We start from the raw sequence: 25,931 nt of genomic DNA, 5'->3' as shown, positions 1-25,931 counted from the left end.
GCCAAGTCAGTGACTTGGCTTTTTTATTGGTTGAAATCTAACTTAAGCAGTAACACAACCTAGAGCATATTCACAAAGCGTTCATCCTCAATGACGATTTGTGAACATGCCCATAAGCACATGTTTATTTCTTCGCTTTCTTCGCTGATGATTCACTTACCCATTTACCATTAACATAATGGGCGGACCATCCAGTGGCTTTACCGTCGACTTCCGTCGCCACATATTGCTCTTTGGTCTTACGGCTAAACTTCACCGCCGCCTTATTGCCGTCATCATCAGCGATAGGTGCATCAGCAAGATACTGATACTTTGGCCATAAGAGTTCACGGTATTTCACTAATTCTTCAACCAGTGGCGCACGGGTTTCCCTCGATTTAGGGAAGGTACTGGCCGCTAAGAATATCCCTGCCGCCCCGTCACGCAGCACAAAGTGCGCATCCGACTTGCTACATTTAAGCTCTGGTAAGTAAATAGGATCTTCTTTTGGTGGCGCCGCTTCACCGTTTTTCAGTAATTTACGGGTATTCTTGCATTCCGCATTCGTACAACCGAAGTACTTACCAAAACGACCGTTTTTCAGTTCCATATCATGACCACAGCGGTCACATTCGATTAATGGGCCTTCGTAACCTTTGATCTTAAATTGCCCTTCTTCGACTTCATACCCCTCACAAACAGGGTTATTACCACAAACATGCAGTTTGCGTTTTTCGTCGATAAGATAACTGTCCATCGCCGTGCCGCAAATACCACAGCGGTGCTTGGCACGCAATGCATCGGTTTCGGCATCTTCACTATCGCTGATCGCTTCAATGCCTGGCGTTAAGTTCATGGTGGTTTTGCAGCGCTCTTTTGGTGGCAACTCGTAACCAGAACAACCGAGGAATACCCCTGTTGTGCCGGTACGGATCCCCATTGGACGACCGCAAGTCGGGCACTTAATATTGGTCATCACCATTTGATTGAGGCGCATACCGCCCTCTTCCGGTGCTAATTCTGCTTTCTCTAATTGTTTAGTGAAGTCAGCATAGAAACCATCGAGCACTTTTTTCCAATCCAACTCACCCTTAGCAACATCGTCGAGGGTCTGTTCCATACTGGCGGTAAAGTCATAGCTCATCAATTCAGCAAAACTATTGACTAAGCGTTCACTGACTATTTCGCCCATTTTTTCAGCGTAGAAGCGGCGGTTTTCCACTTTCACGTAGCCACGTTCTTGGATCGTCGAAATAATGGTGGCGTAGGTTGACGGACGGCCAATACCGCGCTTCTCTAACTCTTTAACCAATGACGCTTCACTGTATCGCGCTGGAGGCTTAGTAAAATGTTGTTTAGGCTCGAGTTCAACGAGAGATAATACATCCCCTTCGTTCACAGCCGGTAGTGTATTGTCTTCTTCGTTTTTCTTCTTGATTGCAGTTTGAACACGGGTCCAACCGTCAAAGCGCAGGATGCGTCCTGTTGCTTTAAGTTCGTAGTCGCCTGCTTTCACCGTGAGTTTAGTCGCGTCGTATTGGGCAGGTGTCATTTGGCAGGAGACAAACTGACGCCAAATTAACTCGTAAAGGCGCTGCGCATCACGTTCCATATCAGTTAAAGCCGCAGCTTCAACATTGACATTTGAAGGACGAATCGCTTCGTGCGCTTCTTGTGCGCCTTCCTTAGAACCGTAGCGGATAGGCTCGGCAGGTAAATACTTGGCGCCGTATTCCTTGCCAATCATCTCACGTACGCTGTCTAAGGCCTCTTGGCTTAGGTTTGTCGAGTCGGTACGCATATACGTGATGTGACCCGCTTCGTACAAGCGCTGCGCCATCATCATGGTTTTCTTCACCCCAAAGCCTAAACGAGTACTGGCCGCTTGTTGCAGGGTGGAGGTAATAAAGGGGGCGGAAGGTTTACTTTGAGTCGCTTTATCTTCACGGGCAATCACTTTAAAGCTAGCCGAAGATAAGGCCTGCACCGCGGCTAACGCTTGTTGCTCGTTGGTTGGCTCAAAAGCTGAATCTAAATACTTAACCACTTCCATGCGCAGTGCTTCGCTGGCTGGCGTATTAAGCTCAGCATGCACATCCCAAAACTCTTCTGGCACAAAGGCTTTGATTTCGCTTTCACGTTCCACCACGAGACGCACTGCCACAGATTGTACCCGTCCTGCGGATAAACCACGGGCAACCTTCTTCCACAACAGTGGTGACACCATAAAGCCGACGACACGGTCTAAAAAGCGTCGTGCCTGTTGGGCATTAACCATATTGGTGTCGAGGGAAGAAGGCTTACTAAAGGCTTCTTGAATCGCAGATTTGGTGATCTCGTTAAACACCACGCGCTGATACCGTGAAGGATCGCCACCAATCACCTCTTGCAAATGCCAGGCGATGGCTTCCCCTTCACGGTCTAAGTCCGTTGCGAGATAAATTTGGTCAGCAGAATCGGCTAAGGCTTGCAGCTCTTTAACCACTTTCTCTTTACCCGGTAGAATTTGATATTTAGCCGCCCAGCCCTTTTCAGGGTTAACGCCCATACGCGATACCAGCGCTTGATGATCTTTCATCTTTTTGTATCGCGCCTTTTCTTCTGGCGACATCTTCTTTACTTCGGCGGCAGGTTTCACCTTATCGGTGCCGTCAGATATAGAAGATGTAGGCAGATCACGGATATGACCTACGCTCGATTTAACGATGAATTCTTTGCCAAGATATTTATTAATGGTCTTAGCTTTGGCCGGTGATTCGACAATAACTAGCGATTTACCCATAGTTTGATTTGCGCCAAAAAATCTCAAGAAGGTGGAAATTGGCTCCATATATAGAGGGTTGCATTGAGAGTTTCAAGCTAATCCCTCTTTTATATGTACCAGCGAGTCACTTTTTAATCAAAGTTGAAAAAATGTAAAAAAATAATATTGCGTAATTAAAAACTAATATTTCATTATTTGCCAGCAAGCAAGAAATAGTTATGCATTTATCGCGAAAAAGTCGCTTTGAGCACAAAACCGTGCGCTTGTGCCCACAAAAACCTTCAGTATACTGGGTCGCTTCAGGGACCATTTGAATAAATAATAACCTTCCCTATCACAAGGATATGCAATGAAGCACTTTGAAGCGAATTTCGACGGACTCGTTGGGCCAACCCACAATTATGCCGGTTTGTCTTTTGGCAATGTGGCCTCACTCAACAACGCCGCTTTAGTCTCTAATCCTAAAGCCGCCGCTAAACAAGGTTTGCAAAAAGCCAAAGCACTCGCTGATTTAGGGATGATCCAAGGCATGTTAGCGCCACAAGAGCGCCCCGATCTTAACACGCTGCGCCGAATTGGTTTTTCTGGCAGCGATGCCCAAGTTTTACAACAAGCCGCTAAAACCGCGCCTGCACTACTTAATGCCTGTTGCAGTGCTTCAAGCATGTGGACGGCTAATGCGGCTACCGTGTCACCCAGTGCCGACACCCGTGATGGTAAACTGCATTTCACGCCCGCTAATCTAGTCGATAAGTTGCATCGCAGCATCGAGCCCATCACAACGGGGCGCATCTTAACAGCAACTTTCAATGATCCCCACTATTTTCATCACCATAATCATTTACCTGAGCATAATAGCTTCGGTGATGAGGGCGCAGCGAACCACACTCGCCTATGTCAGGAATATGGCCACGCTGGGGTTGAACTCTTTGTTTATGGACAAGAGGCGACAAATCCTCATGCTCCTAAACCACTGAAATATCCGGCAAGACAAACCCTCGAGGCCTCGATGGCGATAGCAAGATTGCATCAACTCGAAGAGGATAACTGCGTTTTTATTCAACAAAATCCCGACGTGATTGATCAAGGCGTATTTCACAATGATGTGATTGCCGTGGGTAACCAAAATGTGCTTTTCTACCACGAGCAAGCATTTTTAAATACACAGGCAAAATTGGATGAAATAAAACGCAAACTCGATACCGAGTTATATTTTATCGAAGTTCCAACCGCCAAAGTGGCGATTAACGATGCGGTGAAAAGTTATCTATTTAATACCCAAATCATCACTCTCCCCTCAGGAGAGATGGCGATCATTGCCCCAACCGACTGCCAAGAAAACCCCGCTGTTTATGCTTATTTAAATGAGCTACTCACCTTAAATACGCCAATCAAACAAGTGCTGTATTTCGATGTGAAACAAAGTATGCAAAATGGCGGCGGCCCAGCCTGCTTACGTTTACGGGTTGCCATGAATGAGCGCGAAGTTGCCGCAGTAAATCAGCACACTTTACTTAACGATGCTTTATTTGCACGTTTAAACGCTTGGGTAGATAAGCACTATCGCGACCGTTTATCAACTCAGGATTTAGCCGATCCACAACTCGTTATCGAATCACGCACCGCGCTAGATGAGCTCACTCAAATTATGAAACTCGGGAGCGTATATCCATTCCAGCGATAGTGTTTCAGTAAAAAGTAACGTTAGTTAATCGCATAATGAGGCCCCCAATGTTGGGGCCTCATTTTTTGAGTGCTTCGAATTTATCAGGAAAATAATTCAACTGGGGGGTCATTAGGCGTTAGCTGCAACTCGGTTTCAAACGACATGCCTAATTTATTCAACAGCGACTTAGAGGCCTGATTATGTGGGCTGACAATCGCGACAATCCGTTCAATCCCTAAGGTTTTACCGAATTCCAGTGATGCCCTAGCGGCTTCAAACGCGTAGCCTTTGCCCCAATATTGAGGCAAAAAAGCATAACCTAAATCCACATCCTTCAGCGTGGGTCTTTTAATTAACCCGCAGATCCCAATCGGAAAACCATTTTCGGCCAGTACCACGGCAAATAACCCAAAACCATGCTCGCGATAGCTGATAGCAGGCCCATTAGCGATATAATCCTTGGCGTCCTGCAAGCTACGCACTCCTTTATCGCCGATATTGTCGATAAATCCTTGGGTGTTGAGTAGCACCAAAATAAATGACGCATCATCGGGCGTTAACTGCCGCAGCAGTAATCTTGGGGTTTGGGCAACTTGCATACTAAGGACTCCCATTCAGCGGGGATAAACTAGGTTATAGGTAACGGGCGTACTGGCTGCCATCCTTTTGCGGTTTTTTCGGTGCGGCTACCGCTGGGGTGCCAACATATAAAAAGCCGACGATTTGATCCTCTGGCGCTAAACCTAACGCTGCATTCACATTGGCATCGAAGGCAAAATCTCCCGTGCGCCACACTGCGCCTAATCCTAAGGCGAATGCCGCTTGCTGCATTGCCATCGTAGCGCAGCCCGCTGCAATTTGCTGCTCGAGCACTGGCACTTTAGGATGTTGTTGGGTTTTCGCTACAACCGTAATCACCATGGGCGCACGCATCGGCATCCCTTTGGCTTTGTTGATAAAATCTTCATCGGCGCCGCTGGCTTTGGCGGCATTAACATAGATATCCGCTAAGGTGTCTAAACCCTTCCCCGTGGCAATAATAAATTCCCACGGCGCTAACGCGCCATGATCCGGCACTCGAATCGCCGCATCTAAAATGATTTTAAGCTCATGCTCATTGGGTGCTGGCGCGGTTAATCTTGGAGTAGATTGGCGGGTGAGTAAAAGTTCGATAGCGTCCAAGTAATTATCCCTGTTCTTATAAATGGGTGCGTATAAATTGGCTCAAGCATAGCAAATTGCGGCTAAAGAGGTACAAAAAATCCCACGTAAAAGTGGGATTGAAAGCGTTTACAGGCAAGGTCGCTCGGCTTACTTTATGCCATAACGCTTAGCGATAACGTAATCAAGACTGGTATAACGCCCACCACCTAGGCTTAAGAGTGCCAGCAACATAATGAAATAGGTCACCGCAAACTCAATTCCATTATTCAATACAACCAAGTTACCTGAACTGGTTAACCAATCGTAATTGCCGTATTGCTGCAACAGGGATTTGGCCTTATCCAGCTTGTCACCCGCCTCGAGCACCCGCTCATTTGCCAGCCATGAACTGCCATCGGCAATTGCCAGCCAACCATTAGGCCAATGCACGGTAAAAGCGGCCACCAGCATAGTGATCATCAGCGGGATAGAAATCAGTCGCGTGGCTAATCCGAGTAATAACAAAATCGCCCCAAAAAACTCAGTGCCCGCCGCCAGCGCGGCCATTAATGTCGGCATTGGTAGACCCAGCCCCCAGTCGGGATTCGCAAACCAAGTGACGGTGTCTTCAAAATGCGCGAGTTTGTTATACCCCGCCTGCATCAGTACAGGTGCAAGATAGAGCCTAAGGGCTAAGGGTGCGAGTCCATCAAACAGACGGCTAGCATTGAGTGATTTTTGATAAAAAGAAACGAGGGACATGGGCTATATCTTCAACAAAATGACGTTGCTCAATAGACCTTGTCACCAGGATTAATCTTTCATAGTCTTAACAGCCTTTTCGATTCCCTCTTGATTTAATTCGCGAAGATCTTGAATAAGCTTGTTCAGCTTCTTATAAAAATGTTTCGACTGCTTAGGTGTCAAACTAGCATTAATGGCCAGCAATAACGCCCCAAAGGCCTCGGTATTTTGCCTTAAAATAGCGCGGTGTTTTTCTGATTTAAGCTCGTCTGGCTGTGTCATCAGCAACGTCAAACGCTCGGTCAACAGCGGAATATCGCTGCGCTGCCCGAGGGCTATCTCAAACTGGCGTAGCCATTCATGGCGGTAGTCGAGCCACATATCTAGGGTGGATAACCGCTGTTGATTATATTGATGGATAAGCGCTTTTTGCTCATCCGTTACGCTCCCCAGCCAGTCATCGAATTGCTCGATAAGATTCTCATCGGCCTCTTGTTGTAACTGCTCTGGAGTTTTACCGGCAAATTCCTTAATCAATTCCTGCTCGTCTTTTCGAGACTTGGTAAGAATTTGCTTTACCTGAGAATCCGTTAATGATGCGATGATCGGCAACATGTCAGGTAGCGCAAACTCAAATAACCTAAACCAATGCCGCTTGGCGAGTGTGACATGCTCAGCCCAAAGCGTAGGGGTTAAGGTATTGGTTTGAATGAGATGTTCAACTTCGGTTAACTGCGCCACATAGTGAGCAAGCTCTTCAGATTGATGCCAACGCACAAACTTTTCGATAAGCCGATCCATACTCTTTTGCTGAGTTTTATCTAAAGTGACATAGTCATCTAATTCCCAACCGATAGCCCAATCCAGAAAATGGTAACTAAACTTAGTCGAACACGCGGATACCCCAAACACCAATACCAACAGCAACAAGGTTTTTTTCATCAATTTGCGTCCTTTCTCTCTTTGTCATCCTACGACACTCAAGTTAACAAAAAGTTGCACCAATAACATAGCAGTAAACATCACGCAGTGTTTGACCTTAACTGTTTTGCTTAAGTGGTTTTACAGAGGATTATGGGTGCAAGCATCTTTGACTAAGTGTGGTAGCGTAAAGATGTGTTTAAGCGTCTTGGCTTACTAGCGGCCAAAAGCTATCAAACCAAGCAAGATACGCCTGCTGACGCTCTACATCGGTTTGCGCCGCCATCAGTAGCGCCCAGTAAAGCGCAAACACCCAATACATTTCAATTGCAGCTGGAATCGCCGTGATCGCGGTGGATGTGAGGCCTGGATGTTTTGCAAGATATTGCTGCACTAAAATATGCCGCTGCGCTGGTGTTAATCTGTGGGTCGCCAGCACAGCGGCCAGCTCACATAAAGGATGAGAGGCAGTGGCGTATTCAAAGTCGATACAATACAGCCGATTATCCTTTAGCAGCAGATTATGCGGATTTAAGTCTCGATGGCAAAATTGCGCCGCCACCAAACAATCGGCTAACGCGTTTGTCCAACGATGAATTTGCGGTTGTAAGCCCAACAATGAGTCCAACCGCGTCTGCCAAGCGCTACCTTTATCAGTTTCAGCAAAGGCTAATAACTGCTGATGATATTGCTGCCACTGCTCTGTCACGCTGATGTGATAAGGCCCAGCGGATTGCAAGCGTAGCTGTTGCAATAATTGCTGCAATAGAGAATGTGCATAATTTGGGCACTGGGATTCAAGTAATGTCAGCGGTGTGAACCCTGCGGCGAAAGACTGAGGCGTGGGAGTCTCGTATAATGCGCACTCAAGATTTTCAGCATGCGCTTGCAGCCACCTTTGCACCCACAATTCTCCATGGGTGAATTCGGCCGCACTACACTGATATTCCAAGTCGTTCCACTTAACCACGTGATAAAAATCAGCCCCGTCGCCGAGCATTTCCGGCGTCCGAGAAACGTTAACTCGACAGGCAATCTCCTGTGATTCGATAAATGCACTTACATAGTAACGATGATCGCAACTTGCCCATATCAGCTCAGGCGCAAGCTTTGCCTTAGCTAGATTACGCCAATAAAACAACTCTTGCTCTCGAGAACAAAACTGGTCGGCGGCATCGGCATTAAGACGTAACACGTATTGTGCCGCAGGTGTTTGAATATGATAGTTATGATTACTTAATCCACCCGCCAACTCATGGATATGCGTGATATGGCTTAGCCCTGCCTGGCGTAATATCGGTACCAGTCCTGCAAACACCTCAGCAGATAACGGCTGCATTAACGGCTTACCACTGATGTTGCAGTTAAGATCTTAGGTGTTGGCAGTTGGTCCATATCGGTATTTGTCATCACTTAACCAAGTAACTTAGCGGCACGTTCGCCATTAAGATTGAGACGACTCTCAGCCAGTGCGGTGCGCCATAGGAAATAGCCCACAACCGCTAACCCCACATAAAGCACAAATAATAATGAGGTCAGCATAAGGCCTTTACTCAAGTAGAGGTAAATAGACACCAGATCGATAACGACCCAATACAGCCAGTTCTCCAATACTTTTTTGGCGACTAAATAGGTGGTCATCACCGCAAAACAGGTGGTCGCAGCATCGAGATAAGGAAAAGAAGCTTGAGTAAAGGTCGCCATACTATGACCAACACCAAGGGAGACTAGCGTGGTTGCAGCAATCAACTTTAAATGGGTTTTCAGCGGCCAAGTGGTCACCTTAACACCTTGATGTTTATCACCACCTTGAGTCCAGAGCCAATATCCATAAAGTGCCATGCCCATATAATAGATATTGAGCATCGACTCCATCAGCAATGCTACTTTCCAAAACAACACAGTGTAAATGGCCGTGCTGGTAAATGCCGCCGCCCAGCACCATACGCTTGCTTTCATTGCCAGTAGCAAATACGCCATGGCTAATACCACAGCAAGTGCTTCCCACGCGGTCATCACATGGACTTCCCCAAGGGCGGCATTAACACTACTGACTAGCGTTAACCATAAATCTGTCATTGCCTTACTCTCACGATAAATCGCATTCTAAAAACCTGTAGGCTTGAGCCGTAACTGTATGAACGAGCCTTAAATTAACCACTAATATCGCGCAATGGCTTAGCTCATTAAAGGCGTTACTCGCTGTGGGCTAAATTTAGCTCGCCACCAATAAACTTACACACAAACACGGCTTTGCCCCACTTCTCATGGGCGGCTTGCATTTCGGTGGCCAGCATCGCCATCACGTCCGAATAGTCGCCGCACACTTGGGTCGCCATCGCATTGGTAACACGTTGAATCGTTGGATAACTGTCTAAACGATGAATAAACCATTTAATTGGATCGAGGTAGTTTTCATTAAAAGGATACATGCTAATTTCGGCGGTCAGTTTCATCTTCAATCCTTATTTCAAATACTTATTATAAAAATAGCCGCACCGTGAAACGGTATAGCATAGCGCTTCAAGTATCTCTCCACAGCGCGGCTAGCTTGGGCACTACATAAACTTAACGTTCAGTGTTACCCCAATTTGGCGTGGGTCGCCGTAGCGGATATATTGTTTTTCCGCCCAGCCATTATCGGGCTCATTACCAAAATAGAAGCCACGAACGCCATATTCTTCATCAAATAGGTTGCGGCCCCATAAATACGCTGACCACGCACTTGCCTCATAACCTAAACGCGCATTCACAACAGTATATGGCTCGGAGCGCGAATCGTTACTGTCTGAGTAGTAAAACTTGCTCTTACCACTCATATTCAAGTTGGCAAACCAACCCGAATTCGCACGATAAGTGCCGCCTAGGCTATAGGTTAAGTGCGGTGAATGGGCCAGATCGCGCCCCGTTAAATCCACATCAGTACCGTATTTATCTTGATATTGGTAATTACCGTAAGCAGTCTGTAACCAACCAAGGCTTGAGTAAAACTGGAGATTATCCGTGGCATACCAAGTTGCATCTAGTTCGGCACCGTAGTTGTTTGAGCTACCCGCATTTTCAGTGTAGAGAATAAACCGTTGTGGCTTATTAGGATCTTGCTGGGAAGCAGCCACCTGCTGATCTTGTCTATCCATATAGAACAGCGCCAGATTAGTATCGATAAGCCCTTCAAACCAATGGGATTTTAAACCGATTTCGTAGTTGTATAAGGTTTCAGTATCAAACTCTTTTTTATCATTGAGTTCGACTGGCAAGGTCATATTAAAACCACCCGCCTTGTAACCCCGCGCCACACGGGCGTAAATATTGTGGGACTCATTCAGCACTTTACTGAGTGCGATATGCCCACCCCACATGGTTTCACTCGGATCGAAATTATCATTGTTGGTGTCGGAGTAATGGCTATTACGACGCTCCACACGTAGCCCAACAGACAAGGCATAGTCAGCACCTAAATCGGTGTCCAGCTGGCCAAATAACGCATAGTTTGTGGCCTCATACTGCGAATCTAACACTTCGTCAGGCCAGGTATTATATTCAGAATACAATTGGTTATCTTCTTTAAGGTTCATGGCATAAACCCCAAGTAACCAATCGGTTGAGTCTGCAAAAATACGGCCTTGGTCAGTCGAGCTCAAACGAAACTCTTGGGATAAGGTTTTACGCTGACCGGTTTTGTCCCAAAAGTAATCATACTGACAAGGCGATACATTACCGCCCTCTTCACATTGTTTAGATGCCCAATACTCAGAATTGGCCCAATCGCCATCGTAACTATAGTGGTGATCGGTATTGGCAAATGAAGTCAGCGAGGTCAACTCAAACTGCTCTGCCCCCGAATATGTCGCTTTAAAACCCGCGCCGGTGGTGCGCTGGCTATCGACACCCGGTTGATCAGATAGGGTGTTTGTCGGATCGTTGGTTAAACTCCATACATCATAACCGTTATCAAAATCGGCATGTAGCAGGGTTAAATCCAGTTGCAGATCATCGGTGGCATACCAGCGCAATTTCGCGCGGCCAGTAAATTCATCGCGGCCATTGGTATCCTCTTTATTTAAATACAGATTGTCGCGATAACCGTTTTGCTGATGTTGCTGCAGTGCCACACGATACAGCAATTTGCCGGAATCGCTTAAGGGACCAGAGCTAAAACCGCTAAAGGTTTGTAGATCGTCATTACCTAAAGAAACCTCGGCGCCATGTTCAAACACATCGGTTGGGTCATTACTTTTAAGGTAAATTAAGCCCGCTAACGCATTGGCGCCATAACGGGTCCCCTGCGGGCCGCGTAACACTTCGACCTGCTGCAGATCGTACATGCTCGACACCATGCCGATACCGGATAAATCAATATCATCAACAATATAACCAACGGATGAGTTAGGCGCGCCTTGATATTGCTCTTGCTCACCCACGCCACGGATCTGGAAATACTTGGGGCGTGAACTACCACCTGACCAGTTGAAGTTGGCGATAGAGTTCATCACATCTTCAAAGTGCTGGGCGCTTTCATCTTGAATTTGCTGGGCATCGATAACGGTAATGCTTGAAGGCATTTTTTCTAAACTGGCACTGCGAAAATCCGCCGTAACCACCATGATTTCCATATCATTATTGGGATCAGGTTTGTCGATAGCATCGGTTTGCGCCCATGCCGACGCACTTAACGCCGCAGAGACGGCCAGCGCTAATGGTGCACGAGTTAACGATATCGTGAAGATTGAAGATTGGTTGTTAGACTTTTTGTTAGACATAGGACCTCAAATACATGTTTGAGATCCGGCAACGAATAAGCGATTCAGAAGTGTGCTGTTGATTGGCCCATTCCTACGCCGGTATTAGCCGGATCAGGTTCTAAGGGTTCGTCTGATGACATCTCAGTCTGCCGAATGTTGGCAAACACCCCTTGGCGGCGCTTAGTATACATGACGAAAATAATAAAGTAGACACACTTGTGCCGGCGATATCCTTAAATATCACTAAAACCTTGTCTTTATACGCAATGTTAAAAGTCTTATGCAAAACGCCGCAGCCCAAATGCCTAAAATCGCCAGTCAACTCCTTTGGCCCATTTGACCGTTTATCACGATAATGTTATAGAAGTCCGCCATTTTATATAGGATAAGAGGATCATACTCAATGCAGCTAAAACCGTTAGCCAAAGGACGTTATAGCCAGCGATGGGAGCAAGACTATCCCCTTATTGAAGCGGTGATACTCAGCTGTATCAGCGAAGTTAAAATGCTTAAAAAAGGCGCCCATCTAATGACACAAGGTGAAGCAATGACCTCTCTGGTGTTGGTAAAACAAGGGCGCGTGTCGCTTGGCCATACCGCCAGAAATGGTCGATGTTTTCAATTGGGGACTATCGATTGTGATTCGCAACTCTTTGGTGAAATGGAGTTTTTTACTCAGTATCACTGCCAGTTGGATATTATTGCTAATGAAGCCTTAGAAATCATGGTCATTAGCGCCGAAAAACTACAACATTCCCTCGGTCAACACCCTCAGCTTGCGTTATTTTTTGCCAGCGCCATTGCTATTGACTACCAAGACACCGTCGATATTTTTACCCGGCGCCTGCTGTATCCCATCAGCTATAACGTGGCATATGATATTTACCACGAATATTTAAATGATTTACCCGTTGATGGCTTTAGTAAGCGTTATTTAGAAGCGGAGCGATTTGGTACAACCGATCGCGTTTACCGACGGGCACTACAGTTGCTTGAAGAACGTGGCCTGATTGAACGCAATAAAGAAGGCATAAGGATTAAAGATCTCAATGCCCTTAAACAATTTGTTGAAGCTGCGATATAACCAAATTAAAAAAGCCCACTCTCGAGGTTATTTATTCGCAAGAGTGGGCCAAATCAATTAACGTCGCAAATGGACTTTAGGCCGCAGCAGGTTTCATTCGGCCTGAAACAATCAGCATGATAAATATCGCAACATAAAGTAGCGGAATAACATACATCACCGTTTGCAATCCAATAATACGTTCAAAGAATGAGCTAATGGCGGGACTAAACATCGCACCCGTGCTGCCACTGATCAAAATATAAGACACATTTTTACTGCTCGCCTTTTTAACAAAAGACACACCATAAGCAATAAATGCGTTGTAAAGAGCTGCGCACACAAAGCCATAACCATAGGTTAAATAACCTATCCAATTAAGCTTATCAGTTGTCACAATCATAAAGGTGATGACCATAGCCAGGCCGATAATTGCGACTAGAAAATGGTGGATTTTTACCCGAGTCACAATCAGCGTCGAAATTAACGCACCAATCAGTGCAGCTGACCAATATTGAGTAATAATATTGCCCGCGTCTTCAAATGGAATATCAAATTTTTGCTTAACAAATAAAGGGGCCCAGGTTAAAAACGTATACAGCGCCAACATGCCTAAAAATAACCCAATGCCACCGCTAATAATGCCGAAATTCCATTCAGATTGTTGCTTATCTTCCGTATTCGATGATTGCTCACATAGTGAAAAATTAGTGAACAAAGTAATAATCACGGTTCCTAACGCGACTAAACCTACGGCTAAGTAACTGTAACTCCATGACAATGAACTTGTGAGTGCGTAAGTTGTAATTAAAGGGAAAATAACCCCCGCAATATTAAATGTGGCATCTTGCACGACGAGCATGGTGCTTTGTAATTTCTCTTGCCACACTGATACCACTATCGTACCCGCAATACATAGCCCCACACCGCCACAAAAACCAATCAAGGTCATGGCTATCATCACCACTTGTAGCGAAGTGGTAAGATGTAACGCGACAGCACACAATGCCACTAGACTGTAACTAATTAAGGTAATTCGCTTGATACCCAATTTTTCAATAAAGAAAAAAGCGGCAATAGTCCCCGCCAGTGCGCCGCCATTAAGCAAGGAGAATATTGAAGCAACGTCATTCACGTTTGCTGCAAATTTATCCGCTATGGGTTCAATCAGCATCCCAAATTGAGTGGCAAAGCCCGCCATTATAAAATTAGCGAGAAAACTAATTGCGGTTAAGGTGATTTTATTATTCATGTTGTCATTCCATCAGTGAAATGCTAAGGGTACAAAGGATAGCGTTAACCCTAATTAAGCGCGGTTTCTAAGGCGAGCTCGATCATATTATTAAAGGATAATTGACGCTCTTGCGCCGTGGTTTCTTCACCAGTTAAACAGTGGTCAGATACCGTCAGAATCGCTAAGGATTCAATTCCCTGTTGATGTGCCAAGCCATAAAGTCCTGCCACTTCCATATCAATACCTAACACCCCGAAACGCTCAAGCGCCGGGATCATATCTTCGTCAGGATCATAGTAAAGATCGCCACTAAATACGTTGCCAACTTTCACGCTAATGCCTTTTTCATTGGCTTTGGTATAGGCTTTGTGAAGTAAGGAAAAGGTGGCTGAGGTCGCCATTTGGTAGCCACTGCTGCGTTTAGCATTCGTTGGGGAATCCGTGCCAGCGGCTTGAGCTAAAATCACATCGCGCATTTCGACATGCTGTTGGGTCGCCCCTAAACTGCCGATACGAATAATACGTTTAACGCCGAAAAAATTAATCAACTCATGGCCATAGAGCACCATAGATGAAATACCCATACCATGGCCCATCACCGAAATGCGTTGCCCTTGGTAATAACCTGTGTAACCCAACATATTGCGAACGTTAGTCACTTCTACGGCATCGGTAAGATAGGTTTCAGCGATATATTTAGCCCGCAGCGGATCGCCGGGCATAATAACAGTTTCTGCAAAATCAGTAGGTTGCGCATTAATATGAGCCGTCATAGATCTATCCTCATGTGGTAATATGCAGATAGTAGTGCTCAACCGCGAAATATTTTTAGGACTAAAGTCCGGATCTTCTGTTGCAATCCCCCTTTTTTGTTAAAAGTGGATGATTTATCGCAACGTTTACACTTAGCATCATAAAACTTAATAACAAAATCTCATTTAACACATTGTATTTGATACAAATAAAAAGACTTACTCCCAAAAGAGTAAGTCTTTTTAAATATAGAGAACCCGGCACAGACTCTACTAAAACAAACACCAATCTAGTTTGAATGGGTCTCGCGCACATAAACGTCAAATTTTACCACTTGGGCATTTGGTGCCACAGCCGACACTTGTAACTGTTGTTTACCGTGTAATTTCACTGATTTCCAACTGGTGGCTTCATCTTCAATGGTAAAACCGCTGGCATCATACCAAGTGAACTTATATTGCACTCGCATATCGCTTGAGGACTTGCTGACGATCAGCGCCGAACCTTGGATAAGATCGCCAACACGGCGCGCCTCAACCCCTTCGACACTGATATCACGGGCAAAACTCTTACTATCGACACGGGTTTCTCCCAGTGAGTTCACCGAAATGCCCGCCGTATTAGTGCAGGCGCCGAGTGTCAGTGCTGCTGCCAAGATTAATCCACTGTAAATTGCTTTCATTTTGTTTTCCCTCACTCACAAAAACCTAGGTGCCGAACAACGGATGGGCAATGACACTACGCGACGCCAGCTGAACTTATGCTTAACGTGCTCATCATGCCCCGCGCTCGCGATTAATCGATCAAAAAGTGCGCCCTTGCGGTAGCGATAAGCTGCTTACGATTGGTTTGCCAACAATTGATATTCACGTTGGCGACCCGTCGCCCCTGACGGGTGATACGGCATTCGGCAAAACTGTCTTTATGCAGGCCTGCTCGCAGGTAATCAATCGAGAAATCGACCACTTTTGGCACTTTTGCCGTTTGCATAAACACCATTAATTGCACTATGGCTGACATTTCCATAAAACCAGCAATTACCCCACCATGAATCGCGGGCAGGATGGGATTACCGATATTGTCGTCCTTAGCGGGGAGTTTAAAAATCAGCTCATCGCCAAAGCGCTCGACCTTCATGCCAATAAACTTAGCATAAGGTACATGTTCGAGCAGATGACCAAAGTCGTTCAACTCGGTAGCGCGTTTTACAATTCCCTGCACATCGAGGGTTTTCGGCTCGGCCGGCTTATTTGAGTTCATCTGTCTCTCCTAAAGACGGCACGGCTTCTCCCATCAAGGCTTGCCTAAAGGCATCGCCCACCATTTCAGGGCTGATACGCATAAAGGAGCCCACCGCATGGGCGATAGGATCATCAATGCTGTCCTGATAGGCGATGGCGCGGGTAAAGGCGATATTGGATGACAATTTATAGCACTCGGCAAAGCCATAAACCGATTTATGGGGCTGCGCGGGCTTCATATAATCGACGCGTAAGTCGAGGGTGGGCGAAATCTCTAAGGATTGATATTTTTGAAAAATCGCACTCACCACCGCGCTGCCACAGGCGGTGTCCATCAGGGTGGTGATCACCCCGCCGTGGATAACACCCGTATCGGGATAACCAATTAACTCAGTGCTATAGGGCAACTCAATCAGTACATGGTGCTCACTGGCTTCGAGCACGGTTAACCCTAAGCGACGGCACTGGGCGAGCTGATCGACAAACCGCTGCGCCATTTGAGTCAGCGGGAAAAACTCAGGATTTACCTTCATTGACCTTGGCTCAGCATGGGTCCCAGTGGCTCTCCGCCAACGAGATGAATATGGATATGGTACACTTCCTGTCCGCCATGTTTGTTGCAGTTCATGATCAAACGATAACCGTCTTTGGCAATCCCCGCCTCTGCAGCCAGTTTAGCCGCCACAGTCATCATCCGGCCGAGTGCAGGTTCATCCGAGGCTTTCATATCATTTGCGGTTGGGATCAAATGATTCGGCACAATCAGAATATGGGTTGGCGCCTTTGGCGAGATGTCTCTAAAAGCAGTCACCAGCTCGTCTTGATACAGAATGTCGGCGGGAATTTCGCGGCGGATAATTTTGCTGAAAATGGTTTCTTCGGCCATGGGGAGTCCTCCTTGGGTTAATTGGGATAGTATACTAGCAATTCAACGCTTTGTGTCTCCAGATATTTTGCGTTTCATTTGCCTGTTGCCCGCATTTTTGGCAGCATGACGCCCATTAAAATGCAGCGGTTTTACAGGATAAATTATGATCCACTATCACATCATTCCCGTCGATCCCAAGGCGCACTTGTTCGCCGTTACCATGACGGTACAAAAGCCCCACCCTAAGCAAGTTTTTAGCCTGCCCGCTTGGCTTCCCGGCAGTTATATGGTGCGGGATTTTGCTAAGAATATTATCGACCTTAAAACCACTGGCGATAACGGTGAGACGCTCCACCTCACTCAGCTTGATAAACAAACCTGGTCGGTCGAACATCAAAGCACGCAACTGACCTTAACCTATCAAGTTTATGCTTGGGACCTGTCGGTACGCACCGCGCATCTGGATATGACCCACGGTTTCTTTAACGGCAGCAGTGTATTTTTAGCCGCCCACGGCTTTGAGGCAGGCTTACACACTGTGACGATGGCGGCGCCGACCGAGCCGAGCCTAAATGAATGGCGCCTTGCCACCAGCATGACACGTCAAAGCGGTGATGAATTTGCCTTTGGTGAGTTTTGCGCGCAAAGCTATGACGAACTTATCGACCATCCGGTTGAGATGGGCCTATTCACCCACGCCAGTTTTGAAGTCTGCGGCGTGAGACACGATATCGTGTTAAACGGTCGCCACCGCGCCCATATGCCTAGACTCTGCCAAGATTTAAAGGCGATTTGCGAGTATCAAATCAAGCTGTTTGGCACGCCAGCGCCCTTTGAGCGTTATCTGTTTATGACGACAGTACTCGACAATGGCTTTGGTGGTTTGGAACATAGGGCATCGACAGCACTCATGTGCTCACGCAAAGATTTACCGCTGTCGATGGATGCGCCGATAAATAACGACTACCGCACTTATTTATCGCTCTGCAGCCATGAATATTTCCACAGCTGGAACGTTAAGCGCATCAAGCCGGAATGCTTCTTGCCCTATCAACTCGGGGCGGAAACCTATACGCCGCAGCTGTGGGCCTATGAGGGCATCACCTCCTATTATGATGATTTCCTCACCTATCGCGCAGGCTTAGTCGATGAGCAAAGCTACTTAGATATGCTGAGCGAAACCTTTACAAGGGTATACCGCAGTCAAGGCCGCTTTAAACAAAGCATTAAGGACTCGAGTTTTAACGCTTGGACTAAGTTCTACAAGCAGGATGAGAACGCCCAAAACGCCATTATCAGTTATTACACTAAGGGCGCACTGTTTGCTCTGTATCTCGATTTAACCCTAAGAAGCGAAACTAAGGGTAAACACAATCTCGACGATCTAATGACCATTCTGTGGCAGGAATATGCCCTGCAAAATCGCGGCACCACAGATGAAAGCCATCAAAGGATTGTTGAACGCTTATTGGGGCGTGATTGCCAAGATCTCTTCGCCTATTTAGACAATACCGACGATATCCCGCTGGCACCACTACTGGCCGAGTTTGGCGTTGAATTTACACTGAGAGCGAGCCAAGGCGCGCAGGATGTCGGCGGTGGCTCGGCCAAAGGGTATGAGATTGCCTTTGGCGCTAAGACGCAAGCCGCACCAATCGGCCTTAAAGTAACCACTGTCGCCCAAGGCAGCCCTGCGCACCTTGCGGGCTTAAGTGCCGGAGATATCTTAATTGCGGCGGATAATCTACAGGTGACAAGCCAATTTGAAGCCCAGCTTCAGCAATACCCACTCGGACAACGCTTAAGCCTGCATTGGTTTAGACGCGATGAACTGATGACAGGAGAACTGATTATTGCAGAGGCGCCTAAGGATACGGTTGCCTTAAGTATCACAGATAAAGACAAACTGCAGGCTTGGTTAGGTCGTTGATCTTTAATCTATTAGCCTTTAATGCACTAATTTTTAATGCATTAGTTTTTAATGCAATAGTCATTAACCCATAAAGCACAAAAGGGGCAATCGTATCGACGATTGCCCCTTTTTATTTGATTCTTAAGTTGTTCAATTGAATATTGGCTTAGCGCCCCATCAACAATGCGTTACACCACCACATCGTGTAAGTAGGTTTGCGCCCATGCAATGGCTTGCCCACGGCTTGACACACCAATCTTACGGAACACACGGTACAAGTGAGTCTTAATGGTGCTCTCACTCACAAACAATTGATTCGCGATATCGAGGTTAGTGCTGCCAGACAACAGGGCTTGTAACACTTCGCGCTCACGGATGGTTAATGGCTCGGTATCTTCGAACAGTCCAAAGTCATCATTTACCCCATTCACCAATTGGATGGGGATCACTCTGTGTCCACGCAGGATGTTAGACAGGCCAAGGCTGATTTCAGTCAGTCCTGCATCCAGATAAAACACCCCTGCCGTAGTCGAGGCTTGCATTAAAAAACGGGCATCAACCTGTTTAGGGAATTGAATGTAGACGACTCGCACACTCGGGTGTTCACGGGCAAGCAAGCGTTGAAATTGATAGGCTTTTTGAAGATCAACAGTGGAAAGGTCAATCACCACCATAGAGGCTTGGTTATCTTTGATTTGATCGCACATTTCATCTGGACTGACTTGCGACAGCTTCACCAGAAACTCCTGCGGCCAGCGGCCTGCAAGCAATTCCATCAGAACTTGCGATCTTGACACTACAATCCAATGTAATATTTTGAACATCCTGCTCACTCCCTGTCTGGTTAACGATTATTTATTTTGAGAGGAGAAACATCTCTCAATACCACTTCAACATCCGTTCAATAGACTTCCAAGTCTATCGTGCACACGATATTAGCATTAGATAAAACAGATTCAAAAGACTTACGTAAAAAATATTTACCGTACGCAAATCAAAAACTTCTACAACTTTAGGACAAATCATTGTCAAGCAGAAGGCTTAATTTAAACTGAAAATAATGCGCTATTTTTAACAGAAAGGCGTAAGATCAAATCAATACAAAACATAAGGAAATACCATGTCCAGCCAGCAACCAAGCCCTATTGAAATACAATCCTACCCCGTCTGGGACAGACCTACTCGTCTGTTCCACTGGATTAATGTCATCCTCGTACTCTCCCTGCTTATCGTGGGCGGTATAATGATGTTTCGCAGCGACTTAGGTATAACCGAACTCTCCGGTAAAATCGGGCTTAAAACCCTGCACGTCATCATTGGCTATGGCTTTGCGATTAATTTACTTATCCGCTTAGTGTGGGGTTTTATGGGCAATAAATACGCCCGCTTTAGCCATATGTTCCCCAATGCCAATAGCAAGGCCGAATTACAAACCTATAAAGCAGAACTTGCCGCGGGTAAAAATCCCCAATATCTAGGTCACAACCCTAAAGGAAAATTCGCCGTTCTCGCTATCATGCTCTTATTAGTCACGATTATGATTACTGGGCTGATCCGCGCCGGTACCGATATTTACTATCCACCCCTGGGAAGTGCAGTCCAACAGTACCTTGCGGCCACCAATGTTGATCCGAGTAGCCTACAACCCTACGATGCTACGGGCGTCGATACCGATAAAGCTAACGTGATAAAACCCATAAAAGGTCTTGTAGGAGAGGTACATGTGTATGCAGTGTATTTATTGATACTGTTGATCATGCTGCATGTTTTTGCCGTAATCTACACCGAAGTCAAACGCCAACCTGGCATTATCTCAGCCATGTTTTCAGGCAAAAAGCTTATTCAAGGACAACCGAAGGACGAATGAGGTCAACTCAATGAGCATAAAAAACGCCAGCATTTGCTGGCGTTTTTATCAAGCTCAATCTGAAGTCAAACTTACTTCTTCAGAATAGATGCCGGAGTACGGCCATCGTCGTGACAGCTTTCACAGGTAGGTTTTTGACCTACGTTCATATCGTGTGGCGCATGGCAGTCAGCACAGACTAAATTGCCATCGTGTGGCTTATGTACTGCGTCCATTTCAGAAAGCTTACCATGGCAGCTTTGGCATTGTTCAAACTCATAGGCACCATCAGCAGATGGCGTACCATCTTTATGACAGCTTTCACAACCACCAGATTCAGCGTGGAAGTCAGATAATTTTTGATCCGCGGCAAATGCGGTTGGCGACAGCGCTAGCGCTGCAAGACTTGCCCCGAAAAGCACACTTAATAGTTTTTTGCTCACAATTGTATCCTCCAATGGTGATTGACAGTGGAAATTCTTGTCAGGGGTGACTTCCATCTTGCAACCAATGTAAATAGCACGACTCGATTTAACTTAGCTAAGGATTGAGTAATAAGCAACACAATCTTATGCAAAGTAACTTTATCAATATACTCAAGGGTAAAATGTGCGCTGCATCATGTAACCACATGCTTATATAAGAGTTTTACATTGTCACAACCTACCAATTACAACTAAAAGCCTCCCTAGCTTAATCATCAGCAAAAGAAAAGCTCTAATAAAAAAGGAGACCCTAGGTCTCCTTTTGGTGAACGTTTGGACTCAATTAACGAGTTTGTAAAGCCGCAATACGCTTCTCTAGAGGCGGATGGCTCATCATTAACTCAGCCATTGAACGCTTGCCGTTAATACCAAAAGCAGACATTTGTGCTGGCATTGCTGAGCTTTCTGGGCCTTGGCGTAAACGCTCAAGTGCTGCAATCATCTTATGCTTGCCCGCTAAGCGAGCTGCACCTTCGTCGGCACGGTATTCACGAATACGTGAGAAGTAAGCCACGATAATTGATGCCAAAATACCAAACAACATATCAAGAACAAATACCACTGCCATATAAGCAAACATGCCCAAACCTTCGCCTTCTTCATCATTGCTCGAGACGAAGTTGTTGATAATGCCTGCAACAACACGCGCCGCGAAGATTACAAAGGTGTTCACCACGCCTTGGATTAAGGTCAAAGTGACCATATCGCCGTTAGCGACGTGGCTTACTTCGTGTGCAAGTACGCCTTCAACTTCGTCTTGACTCATGCCATACAACAGACCTGTACTCACAGCAACTAATGAGTTGTCCTTACTTGGGCCAGTTGCAAATGCATTCATCTCCGGCGATTGGTAAATTGCCACTTCTGGCATTTTAATCCCAGCTTGCTGAGCTTGGCGGGCAACCGTCTCCACTAACCAACGCTCAGTGCTATCACGTGGGGTGGTGATTACTTCACAACCCATGGTCTTTTTCGCCATCCATTTTGAAATCGCTAAGCTGATGAAGGCTCCGCCGAATCCAAAAATCGCAGCGAACACTAAGAGTCCACCCATAGTAGACGTATTCACGCCTAGAATAGACATTACAATTGAGGCTACTAGCAACACGGCTAGGTTAGTCGCAATCAATAAAAATATACGCTTCATATCAGCTCCTTTACGGCACAAAGGTGCCATTTATTTTGTTCAAAGACATAATATGTCCAATTAATCGAAATTCAAGGGGTAAAGGTAAGAGTTTTTCTAATCGCTAATTTTTCTCTCAATTTAGACACAGCCTTTCATGGCTCGTGAGTCTAGGGACAGTCTATTAAGCCAAACTTAAATCTAGGCGCTGTCAGTGTTACAGCCAAATTCATGTGTGTTTATCTATGTTTATCGTAATTAAACTTTGTTAACATGCCTGCACATTCTGAGATTTAAGGATAAAAAAATGACCGTTAATGCCCTACTGCTAAGCAGTTCACGTGTTGGTGACACGCCTTATCTTTCCCATGCGCTGCCTTTTATCAAACCACTTACCGCTCACGCACAAAAATGGATTTTTATTCCTTATGCAGGGGTAAGCATGAGCTACGATACCTACTTAGCGTCTGTAGTGACGGGACTCAGTGAGCTTAAACTCGATATTAGTGGTATTCATCAACACCCTGATCCGCGCCAAGCGATTAAAGATGCCGACGGTATTTTAATTGGTGGCGGCAACACTTTTCATCTTTTGCATGAGTTGTATAAGTACGATCTTGTGCAGCTTATTCGTAATGAAGTCCTTAGCGGTAAGCCTTACATTGGTTGGAGCGCAGGGTCAAATGTATCTGGATTAAGCATTCGTACAACTAACGATATGCCGATCATTGAACCGCCATCATTCGCGGCCCTAAACATAGTGCCTTTTCAGGTAAATCCACATTATTCAAACTACCGTGCACCAGGACATAACGGTGAAACTCGGGCTCAGCGATTACTCGAATTTACCCGTGTCGATCCGATCACGCCCGTCATTGGCATTGTTGAAGGCAGTGCGCTATGGCGACAGGGAGACACTTTATCACTGTTGGGTGATAACCCTGCCTATTTATTCTGTGGCGAACAGCAGGAGCTCCCTATTCCCGTAGGTAGCGATTTATCTCATTTGCTAAAATAAGATCTCGTTAGCGGCATTCATCGTGGTAAATAGGGTAACATTCACACTAAGCTAACCACTTAACATGCAAATGCCGCTCCTTTAAGAGTTGAACGCGACAAAAAACTAGACTGATTATTGACCTTGCACGCTATCAATATCCTTTCATCATGCAAGGATCGGCATATCTCACGCAGGAGAAAAAACTTGCACCACTTAAGTATCTGCACTAATTTCGTTGTCGAACACCTTGATAAACAAGATTAAATTTTGCATTTACCCCTAGCTACATTCTGAAACAAATTTTCTAAGTTATTTAAAATTAGGGAGTTATGACCAAGGCACAGGAGTATTTTTTTACCCTTGGTCCATCCAAGTGAGGAGTTTTCATTTTGCGACTGCATTCAACATTGAACCATTCAACCCCGATGAACGGTCATAAAAAGACCAAATTAACACTTTTTTTTGGGTCTATACTGGCCGGCATAATGAGCATCAGTAGTTTAGCCCCCGCCTATGCCGCCAATGCAAGCGATGATAAAAAAGCTAAGGCATTCTCCCATGACACCGTCGTTGAGTTAGCACAGCAACTGGCTCAAAAACCCTTCAAAGAAGCTAGAAAGGCTCCGAAGGAACTGATCGACTTAGATTACGCCACTTATGGCAAGATCAATTATCAAGAAAACGCTGCGATTTGGGGCGGAACACCCACTAAGTTTTCAGTGCAACTTTTTGCGCCCGGTTTTTTATACAAAAATTTGGTGGATATTGATGTCGTTGAAAATAGCCGAGCTTTTCCTATCGAGTTAACAGAATCTTCCTTTAGTGTGCCCAATGATACCATTGAGAAATTGCTCACGCAGGTAGGACAATATGCAGGCGTTCGACTTCATTACCCTATCAATGACGATGAAGTCAAAGACGAGTTCATTATGTTTCAAGGGGCAAGCTATTTTCGTGCATTATCCAAGGGCCAAACCTATGGATTATCAAACCGCGGGTTAGCCATTGATGTTGCCCAACCTAAAGGTGAAGAATATCCCTTATTTAAACGTTTTTGGATAGAGCGGCCCTCTAAATATCAAACCGCGATTGTGGTACACGCATTGCTAGATAGTCAGAGTGTTACAGGTGCCTATCGCTTTGGTATTTATCCCGGAGCACCGACACGTGTTGACGTCGATGTCACCCTCTTTCCGCGCCGAGATATCGCCCACGTTGGCCTAGCACCACTGACTTCCATGTTTCTTTATGGTGGTTTAGATACGCCTGACAAACCCGATTATCGTCCTGCTGTACATAACTCTGAAGGATTACAAATTGATCGAGGTAACGGTGAGCGTTTATGGCGACCACTCAATAATCCAAACAAACTGCAAATCAGTGCCTTTGGTGACGAAGATATTAAGGGTTTTGGCTTAATCCAACGCCATCGTAACTTCGACTACTATCAAGATCTTGGTGCGAACTACCAACAACGTCCTTCTGCATGGATTGAACCATTAAACGATTGGGGTAAAGGGCAATTAATACTGCTTGAAATTCCATCAAGCGCCGAAACCAATGATAATATCGTCGCCTATTGGGAACCTCAGGGGGGATTAAAGCAGGCTGAGCCCTATCGCTATTCCTACCGAATTACAGCGTCTAATGACAGCCCTAGTTTTACAAACAAAGCACGGGTAATTCGTAGCTCTAAGGGACAAAAACAGGCTAAAGGCAAAGAACTCCTTATCGACTACAGCAATATCAAACCACAAGATATTGAAAAAATTACAATTGATGCCAGTATCAGTAAGGGTAAAATCCTCTCATCTCGGATAGTAGCTCACCCTGAAATTAATGGTGCTCGGATCTTTATTACGTTTGAGCCTGAAAGTACCAATGTGGCAGAATTGCGCATTCAATTGCGTAAAGATGAAAAACCAGTCGCCGCTACTTGGTTATATCGCTGGAACAGTGATGATTGGCCCTAGGCCGATAAACTAAGACTTTTGCTTAACACCATAAAAATCGCCGGAAATCCGGCGTTTTTTATGGGTAAAATCAATATTTCCACACTCACATTAATAACCTTACAGTTAAGCAGTTTAATATTTCCGATGACTTACCACAGTATTTTTCGGAATAAGTAGGATTATTTTTCTCTAACAAAAATAGGGATTTTCAGTTCCAGTTTTTGAATCCTATTTAGCGTCTCATAACATTTACACCCCAATCCTACGGCGTTATATTAGCCTCTCAAAAAAGCTGAATATTCACACAAGCTACGTTTTTATAAGATATCTACCTGTTGTGCTCATCCTATTCAGTGTTTAGTTATTTTTCGCATCATCAATATGTTAGAGAAAAAATGAAGTTACCTACATTAAATGCTGCGTATTTTCGTAAGCCTACGACAATATTCTTAATTATAAGTACGTTACTTATCTTATATTATTTATTAC

Annotated in this window: 24 protein-coding genes and 1 riboswitch; of the genes, 6 read left to right on the top strand and 18 right to left on the bottom strand. The window is 45.5% G+C overall.

The annotated features are described in order from the left end of the window. Positions 1-124: 124 nt before the first annotated feature. The gene (topA, locus tag MMG82_RS11075) at positions 125-2,761 is read right to left on the bottom strand and encodes a type I DNA topoisomerase (protein ID WP_088586936.1); all 2,637 of its coding nucleotides are present in this window, start codon (positions 2,759-2,761) and stop codon (positions 125-127) included. A 331-nt stretch (positions 2,762-3,092) separates the two neighbouring features. Here topA and astB point away from each other — a divergent pair, with 331 nt between their 5' ends. After that, the gene (astB, locus tag MMG82_RS11070; protein ID WP_037419515.1) at positions 3,093-4,427 is read left to right on the top strand and encodes an N-succinylarginine dihydrolase; all 1,335 of its coding nucleotides are present in this window, start codon (positions 3,093-3,095) and stop codon (positions 4,425-4,427) included. An 83-nt stretch (positions 4,428-4,510) separates the two neighbouring features. Here the strand turns inward: astB and MMG82_RS11065 are convergent, their stop codons facing one another. The 8 genes from MMG82_RS11065 to MMG82_RS11030 form a co-directional block, all read right to left on the bottom strand. Next, positions 4,511-5,008, bottom strand: coding sequence for a GNAT family N-acetyltransferase (locus MMG82_RS11065; protein WP_069455139.1), 498 nt, complete (start codon positions 5,006-5,008; stop codon positions 4,511-4,513). 34 nt (positions 5,009-5,042) lie between these two features. Beyond that, the gene (locus MMG82_RS11060) at positions 5,043-5,591 is read right to left on the bottom strand and encodes an NAD(P)H nitroreductase (protein ID WP_037419513.1); all 549 of its coding nucleotides are present in this window, start codon (positions 5,589-5,591) and stop codon (positions 5,043-5,045) included. A gap of 129 nt (positions 5,592-5,720) precedes the next feature. Continuing rightward, on the bottom strand, positions 5,721-6,314 hold the full coding sequence (locus MMG82_RS11055) for a DoxX family protein (RefSeq protein WP_140907398.1): 594 nt from the start codon (positions 6,312-6,314) through the stop codon (positions 5,721-5,723). Positions 6,315-6,365: 51 nt separating this feature from the next. Further along, positions 6,366-7,238: a DUF6279 family lipoprotein gene (locus MMG82_RS11050; RefSeq protein WP_241406854.1), complete on the bottom strand. Its 873-nt coding sequence runs from the start codon at positions 7,236-7,238 to the stop codon at positions 6,366-6,368. Positions 7,239-7,416: 178 nt separating this feature from the next. Next, positions 7,417-8,556, bottom strand: a complete 1,140-nt coding sequence (locus MMG82_RS11045; RefSeq protein ID WP_241406853.1) for a phosphotransferase — start codon at positions 8,554-8,556, stop codon at positions 7,417-7,419. Between the two features lie 74 nt (positions 8,557-8,630). Further along, on the bottom strand, positions 8,631-9,296 hold the full coding sequence (gene pnuC / locus MMG82_RS11040; RefSeq protein WP_241406852.1) for a nicotinamide riboside transporter PnuC: 666 nt from the start codon (positions 9,294-9,296) through the stop codon (positions 8,631-8,633). Positions 9,297-9,412: 116 nt separating this feature from the next. Beyond that, complete coding sequence (locus MMG82_RS11035) at positions 9,413-9,673, bottom strand: hypothetical protein (protein WP_037427460.1); 261 nt, start codon at positions 9,671-9,673, stop codon at positions 9,413-9,415. Between the two features lie 102 nt (positions 9,674-9,775). Beyond that, positions 9,776-11,977, bottom strand: coding sequence for a TonB-dependent receptor (locus MMG82_RS11030; protein WP_241406851.1), 2,202 nt, complete (start codon positions 11,975-11,977; stop codon positions 9,776-9,778). A 53-nt stretch (positions 11,978-12,030) separates the two neighbouring features. Next, positions 12,031-12,140, bottom strand: a riboswitch (TPP riboswitch). Positions 12,141-12,362: 222 nt separating this feature from the next. On the opposite strand from MMG82_RS11030, the gene MMG82_RS11025 reads away from it, so the two are divergent. Further along, the gene (locus MMG82_RS11025) at positions 12,363-13,043 is read left to right on the top strand and encodes a Crp/Fnr family transcriptional regulator (RefSeq protein WP_037427464.1); all 681 of its coding nucleotides are present in this window, start codon (positions 12,363-12,365) and stop codon (positions 13,041-13,043) included. 76 nt (positions 13,044-13,119) lie between these two features. Here the strand turns inward: MMG82_RS11025 and tsgA are convergent, their stop codons facing one another. The 6 genes from tsgA to hinT form a co-directional block, all read right to left on the bottom strand. After that, entirely contained in the window at positions 13,120-14,274 is a 1,155-nt protein-coding gene (gene tsgA / locus MMG82_RS11020) for an MFS transporter TsgA (protein WP_047538945.1), read from the bottom strand. A gap of 50 nt (positions 14,275-14,324) precedes the next feature. Beyond that, a complete protein-coding gene (gene deoD / locus MMG82_RS11015) occupies positions 14,325-15,029 on the bottom strand; it encodes a purine-nucleoside phosphorylase (protein WP_037427467.1) in 705 nt (234 codons plus the stop codon). Between the two features lie 269 nt (positions 15,030-15,298). Then, positions 15,299-15,691, bottom strand: coding sequence for a YcfL family protein (locus MMG82_RS11010; protein ID WP_037419484.1), 393 nt, complete (start codon positions 15,689-15,691; stop codon positions 15,299-15,301). Between the two features lie 113 nt (positions 15,692-15,804). After that, the gene (locus MMG82_RS11005) at positions 15,805-16,269 is read right to left on the bottom strand and encodes a PaaI family thioesterase (protein WP_037419481.1); all 465 of its coding nucleotides are present in this window, start codon (positions 16,267-16,269) and stop codon (positions 15,805-15,807) included. Beyond that, complete coding sequence (locus tag MMG82_RS11000; RefSeq protein ID WP_099458255.1) at positions 16,256-16,783, bottom strand: PaaI family thioesterase; 528 nt, start codon at positions 16,781-16,783, stop codon at positions 16,256-16,258. Before MMG82_RS11000 ends, MMG82_RS11005 begins: the two co-directional genes overlap by 14 nt. Continuing rightward, positions 16,780-17,136, bottom strand: a complete 357-nt coding sequence (hinT, locus tag MMG82_RS10995; RefSeq protein ID WP_011623075.1) for a purine nucleoside phosphoramidase — start codon at positions 17,134-17,136, stop codon at positions 16,780-16,782. The genes MMG82_RS11000 and hinT overlap by 4 nt, the downstream gene beginning before the upstream one ends. A gap of 145 nt (positions 17,137-17,281) precedes the next feature. Here hinT and MMG82_RS10990 point away from each other — a divergent pair, with 145 nt between their 5' ends. Next, the gene (locus MMG82_RS10990; protein WP_241406850.1) at positions 17,282-19,048 is read left to right on the top strand and encodes a PDZ domain-containing protein; all 1,767 of its coding nucleotides are present in this window, start codon (positions 17,282-17,284) and stop codon (positions 19,046-19,048) included. Between the two features lie 170 nt (positions 19,049-19,218). Here the strand turns inward: MMG82_RS10990 and MMG82_RS10985 are convergent, their stop codons facing one another. Beyond that, entirely contained in the window at positions 19,219-19,854 is a 636-nt protein-coding gene (locus MMG82_RS10985; RefSeq protein ID WP_011717426.1) for a LuxR C-terminal-related transcriptional regulator, read from the bottom strand. 296 nt (positions 19,855-20,150) lie between these two features. Between MMG82_RS10985 and MMG82_RS10980 the strand changes: the two genes are divergently transcribed. Continuing rightward, positions 20,151-20,897 (top strand): cytochrome b/b6 domain-containing protein, encoded by a 747-nt coding sequence (locus MMG82_RS10980; RefSeq protein WP_037427475.1) that lies wholly within the window; start codon positions 20,151-20,153, stop codon positions 20,895-20,897. A 71-nt stretch (positions 20,898-20,968) separates the two neighbouring features. Here the strand turns inward: MMG82_RS10980 and MMG82_RS10975 are convergent, their stop codons facing one another. Then, positions 20,969-21,319, bottom strand: coding sequence for a cytochrome c3 family protein (locus MMG82_RS10975; protein ID WP_037419470.1), 351 nt, complete (start codon positions 21,317-21,319; stop codon positions 20,969-20,971). A 325-nt stretch (positions 21,320-21,644) separates the two neighbouring features. Further along, complete coding sequence (gene htpX / locus MMG82_RS10970; protein WP_037419467.1) at positions 21,645-22,508, bottom strand: protease HtpX; 864 nt, start codon at positions 22,506-22,508, stop codon at positions 21,645-21,647. Between the two features lie 286 nt (positions 22,509-22,794). Here htpX and pepE point away from each other — a divergent pair, with 286 nt between their 5' ends. Both pepE and MMG82_RS10960 read left to right on the top strand, forming a co-directional pair. After that, positions 22,795-23,505, top strand: a complete 711-nt coding sequence (pepE, locus tag MMG82_RS10965; protein ID WP_037419465.1) for a dipeptidase PepE — start codon at positions 22,795-22,797, stop codon at positions 23,503-23,505. A gap of 371 nt (positions 23,506-23,876) precedes the next feature. Beyond that, entirely contained in the window at positions 23,877-25,460 is a 1,584-nt protein-coding gene (locus MMG82_RS10960) for a glucan biosynthesis protein G (RefSeq protein WP_047535085.1), read from the top strand. The last annotated feature ends 471 nt before the right edge of the window (positions 25,461-25,931 follow it).

Source organism: Shewanella sp. MM_2022_3 (assembly GCF_022557375.1).
Classification (GTDB): domain Bacteria; phylum Pseudomonadota; class Gammaproteobacteria; order Enterobacterales; family Shewanellaceae; genus Shewanella; species Shewanella xiamenensis.
This window is presented reverse-complemented; position numbering and strand designations above follow the sequence as displayed.

Bases quoted from the DNA above. Each gene is read 5' to 3' on its own strand.
- topA (WP_088586936.1), bottom strand. From the start codon at position 2,761: ATGGGTAAATCGCTAGTTATTGTCGAATCACCGGCCAAAGCTAAGACC.
- astB (WP_037419515.1), top strand. From the start codon at position 3,093: ATGAAGCACTTTGAAGCGAATTTCGACGGACTCGTTGGGCCAACCCAC.
- MMG82_RS11065 (WP_069455139.1), bottom strand. From the start codon at position 5,008: ATGCAAGTTGCCCAAACCCCAAGATTACTGCTGCGGCAGTTAACGCCC.
- MMG82_RS11055 (WP_140907398.1), bottom strand. From the start codon at position 6,314: ATGTCCCTCGTTTCTTTTTATCAAAAATCACTCAATGCTAGCCGTCTG.
- MMG82_RS11050 (WP_241406854.1), bottom strand. From the start codon at position 7,238: ATGAAAAAAACCTTGTTGCTGTTGGTATTGGTGTTTGGGGTATCCGCG.
- MMG82_RS11045 (WP_241406853.1), bottom strand. From the start codon at position 8,556: ATGCAGCCGTTATCTGCTGAGGTGTTTGCAGGACTGGTACCGATATTA.
- pnuC (WP_241406852.1), bottom strand. From the start codon at position 9,296: ATGACAGATTTATGGTTAACGCTAGTCAGTAGTGTTAATGCCGCCCTT.
- MMG82_RS11035 (WP_037427460.1), bottom strand. From the start codon at position 9,673: ATGAAACTGACCGCCGAAATTAGCATGTATCCTTTTAATGAAAACTAC.
- MMG82_RS11030 (WP_241406851.1), bottom strand. From the start codon at position 11,977: ATGTCTAACAAAAAGTCTAACAACCAATCTTCAATCTTCACGATATCG.
- MMG82_RS11025 (WP_037427464.1), top strand. From the start codon at position 12,363: ATGCAGCTAAAACCGTTAGCCAAAGGACGTTATAGCCAGCGATGGGAG.
- tsgA (WP_047538945.1), bottom strand. From the start codon at position 14,274: ATGAATAATAAAATCACCTTAACCGCAATTAGTTTTCTCGCTAATTTT.
- deoD (WP_037427467.1), bottom strand. From the start codon at position 15,029: ATGACGGCTCATATTAATGCGCAACCTACTGATTTTGCAGAAACTGTT.
- MMG82_RS11010 (WP_037419484.1), bottom strand. From the start codon at position 15,691: ATGAAAGCAATTTACAGTGGATTAATCTTGGCAGCAGCACTGACACTC.
- MMG82_RS11005 (WP_037419481.1), bottom strand. From the start codon at position 16,269: ATGAACTCAAATAAGCCGGCCGAGCCGAAAACCCTCGATGTGCAGGGA.
- MMG82_RS11000 (WP_099458255.1), bottom strand. From the start codon at position 16,783: ATGAAGGTAAATCCTGAGTTTTTCCCGCTGACTCAAATGGCGCAGCGG.
- hinT (WP_011623075.1), bottom strand. From the start codon at position 17,136: ATGGCCGAAGAAACCATTTTCAGCAAAATTATCCGCCGCGAAATTCCC.
- MMG82_RS10990 (WP_241406850.1), top strand. From the start codon at position 17,282: ATGATCCACTATCACATCATTCCCGTCGATCCCAAGGCGCACTTGTTC.
- MMG82_RS10985 (WP_011717426.1), bottom strand. From the start codon at position 19,854: ATGTTCAAAATATTACATTGGATTGTAGTGTCAAGATCGCAAGTTCTG.
- MMG82_RS10980 (WP_037427475.1), top strand. From the start codon at position 20,151: ATGTCCAGCCAGCAACCAAGCCCTATTGAAATACAATCCTACCCCGTC.
- htpX (WP_037419467.1), bottom strand. From the start codon at position 22,508: ATGAAGCGTATATTTTTATTGATTGCGACTAACCTAGCCGTGTTGCTA.
- pepE (WP_037419465.1), top strand. From the start codon at position 22,795: ATGACCGTTAATGCCCTACTGCTAAGCAGTTCACGTGTTGGTGACACG.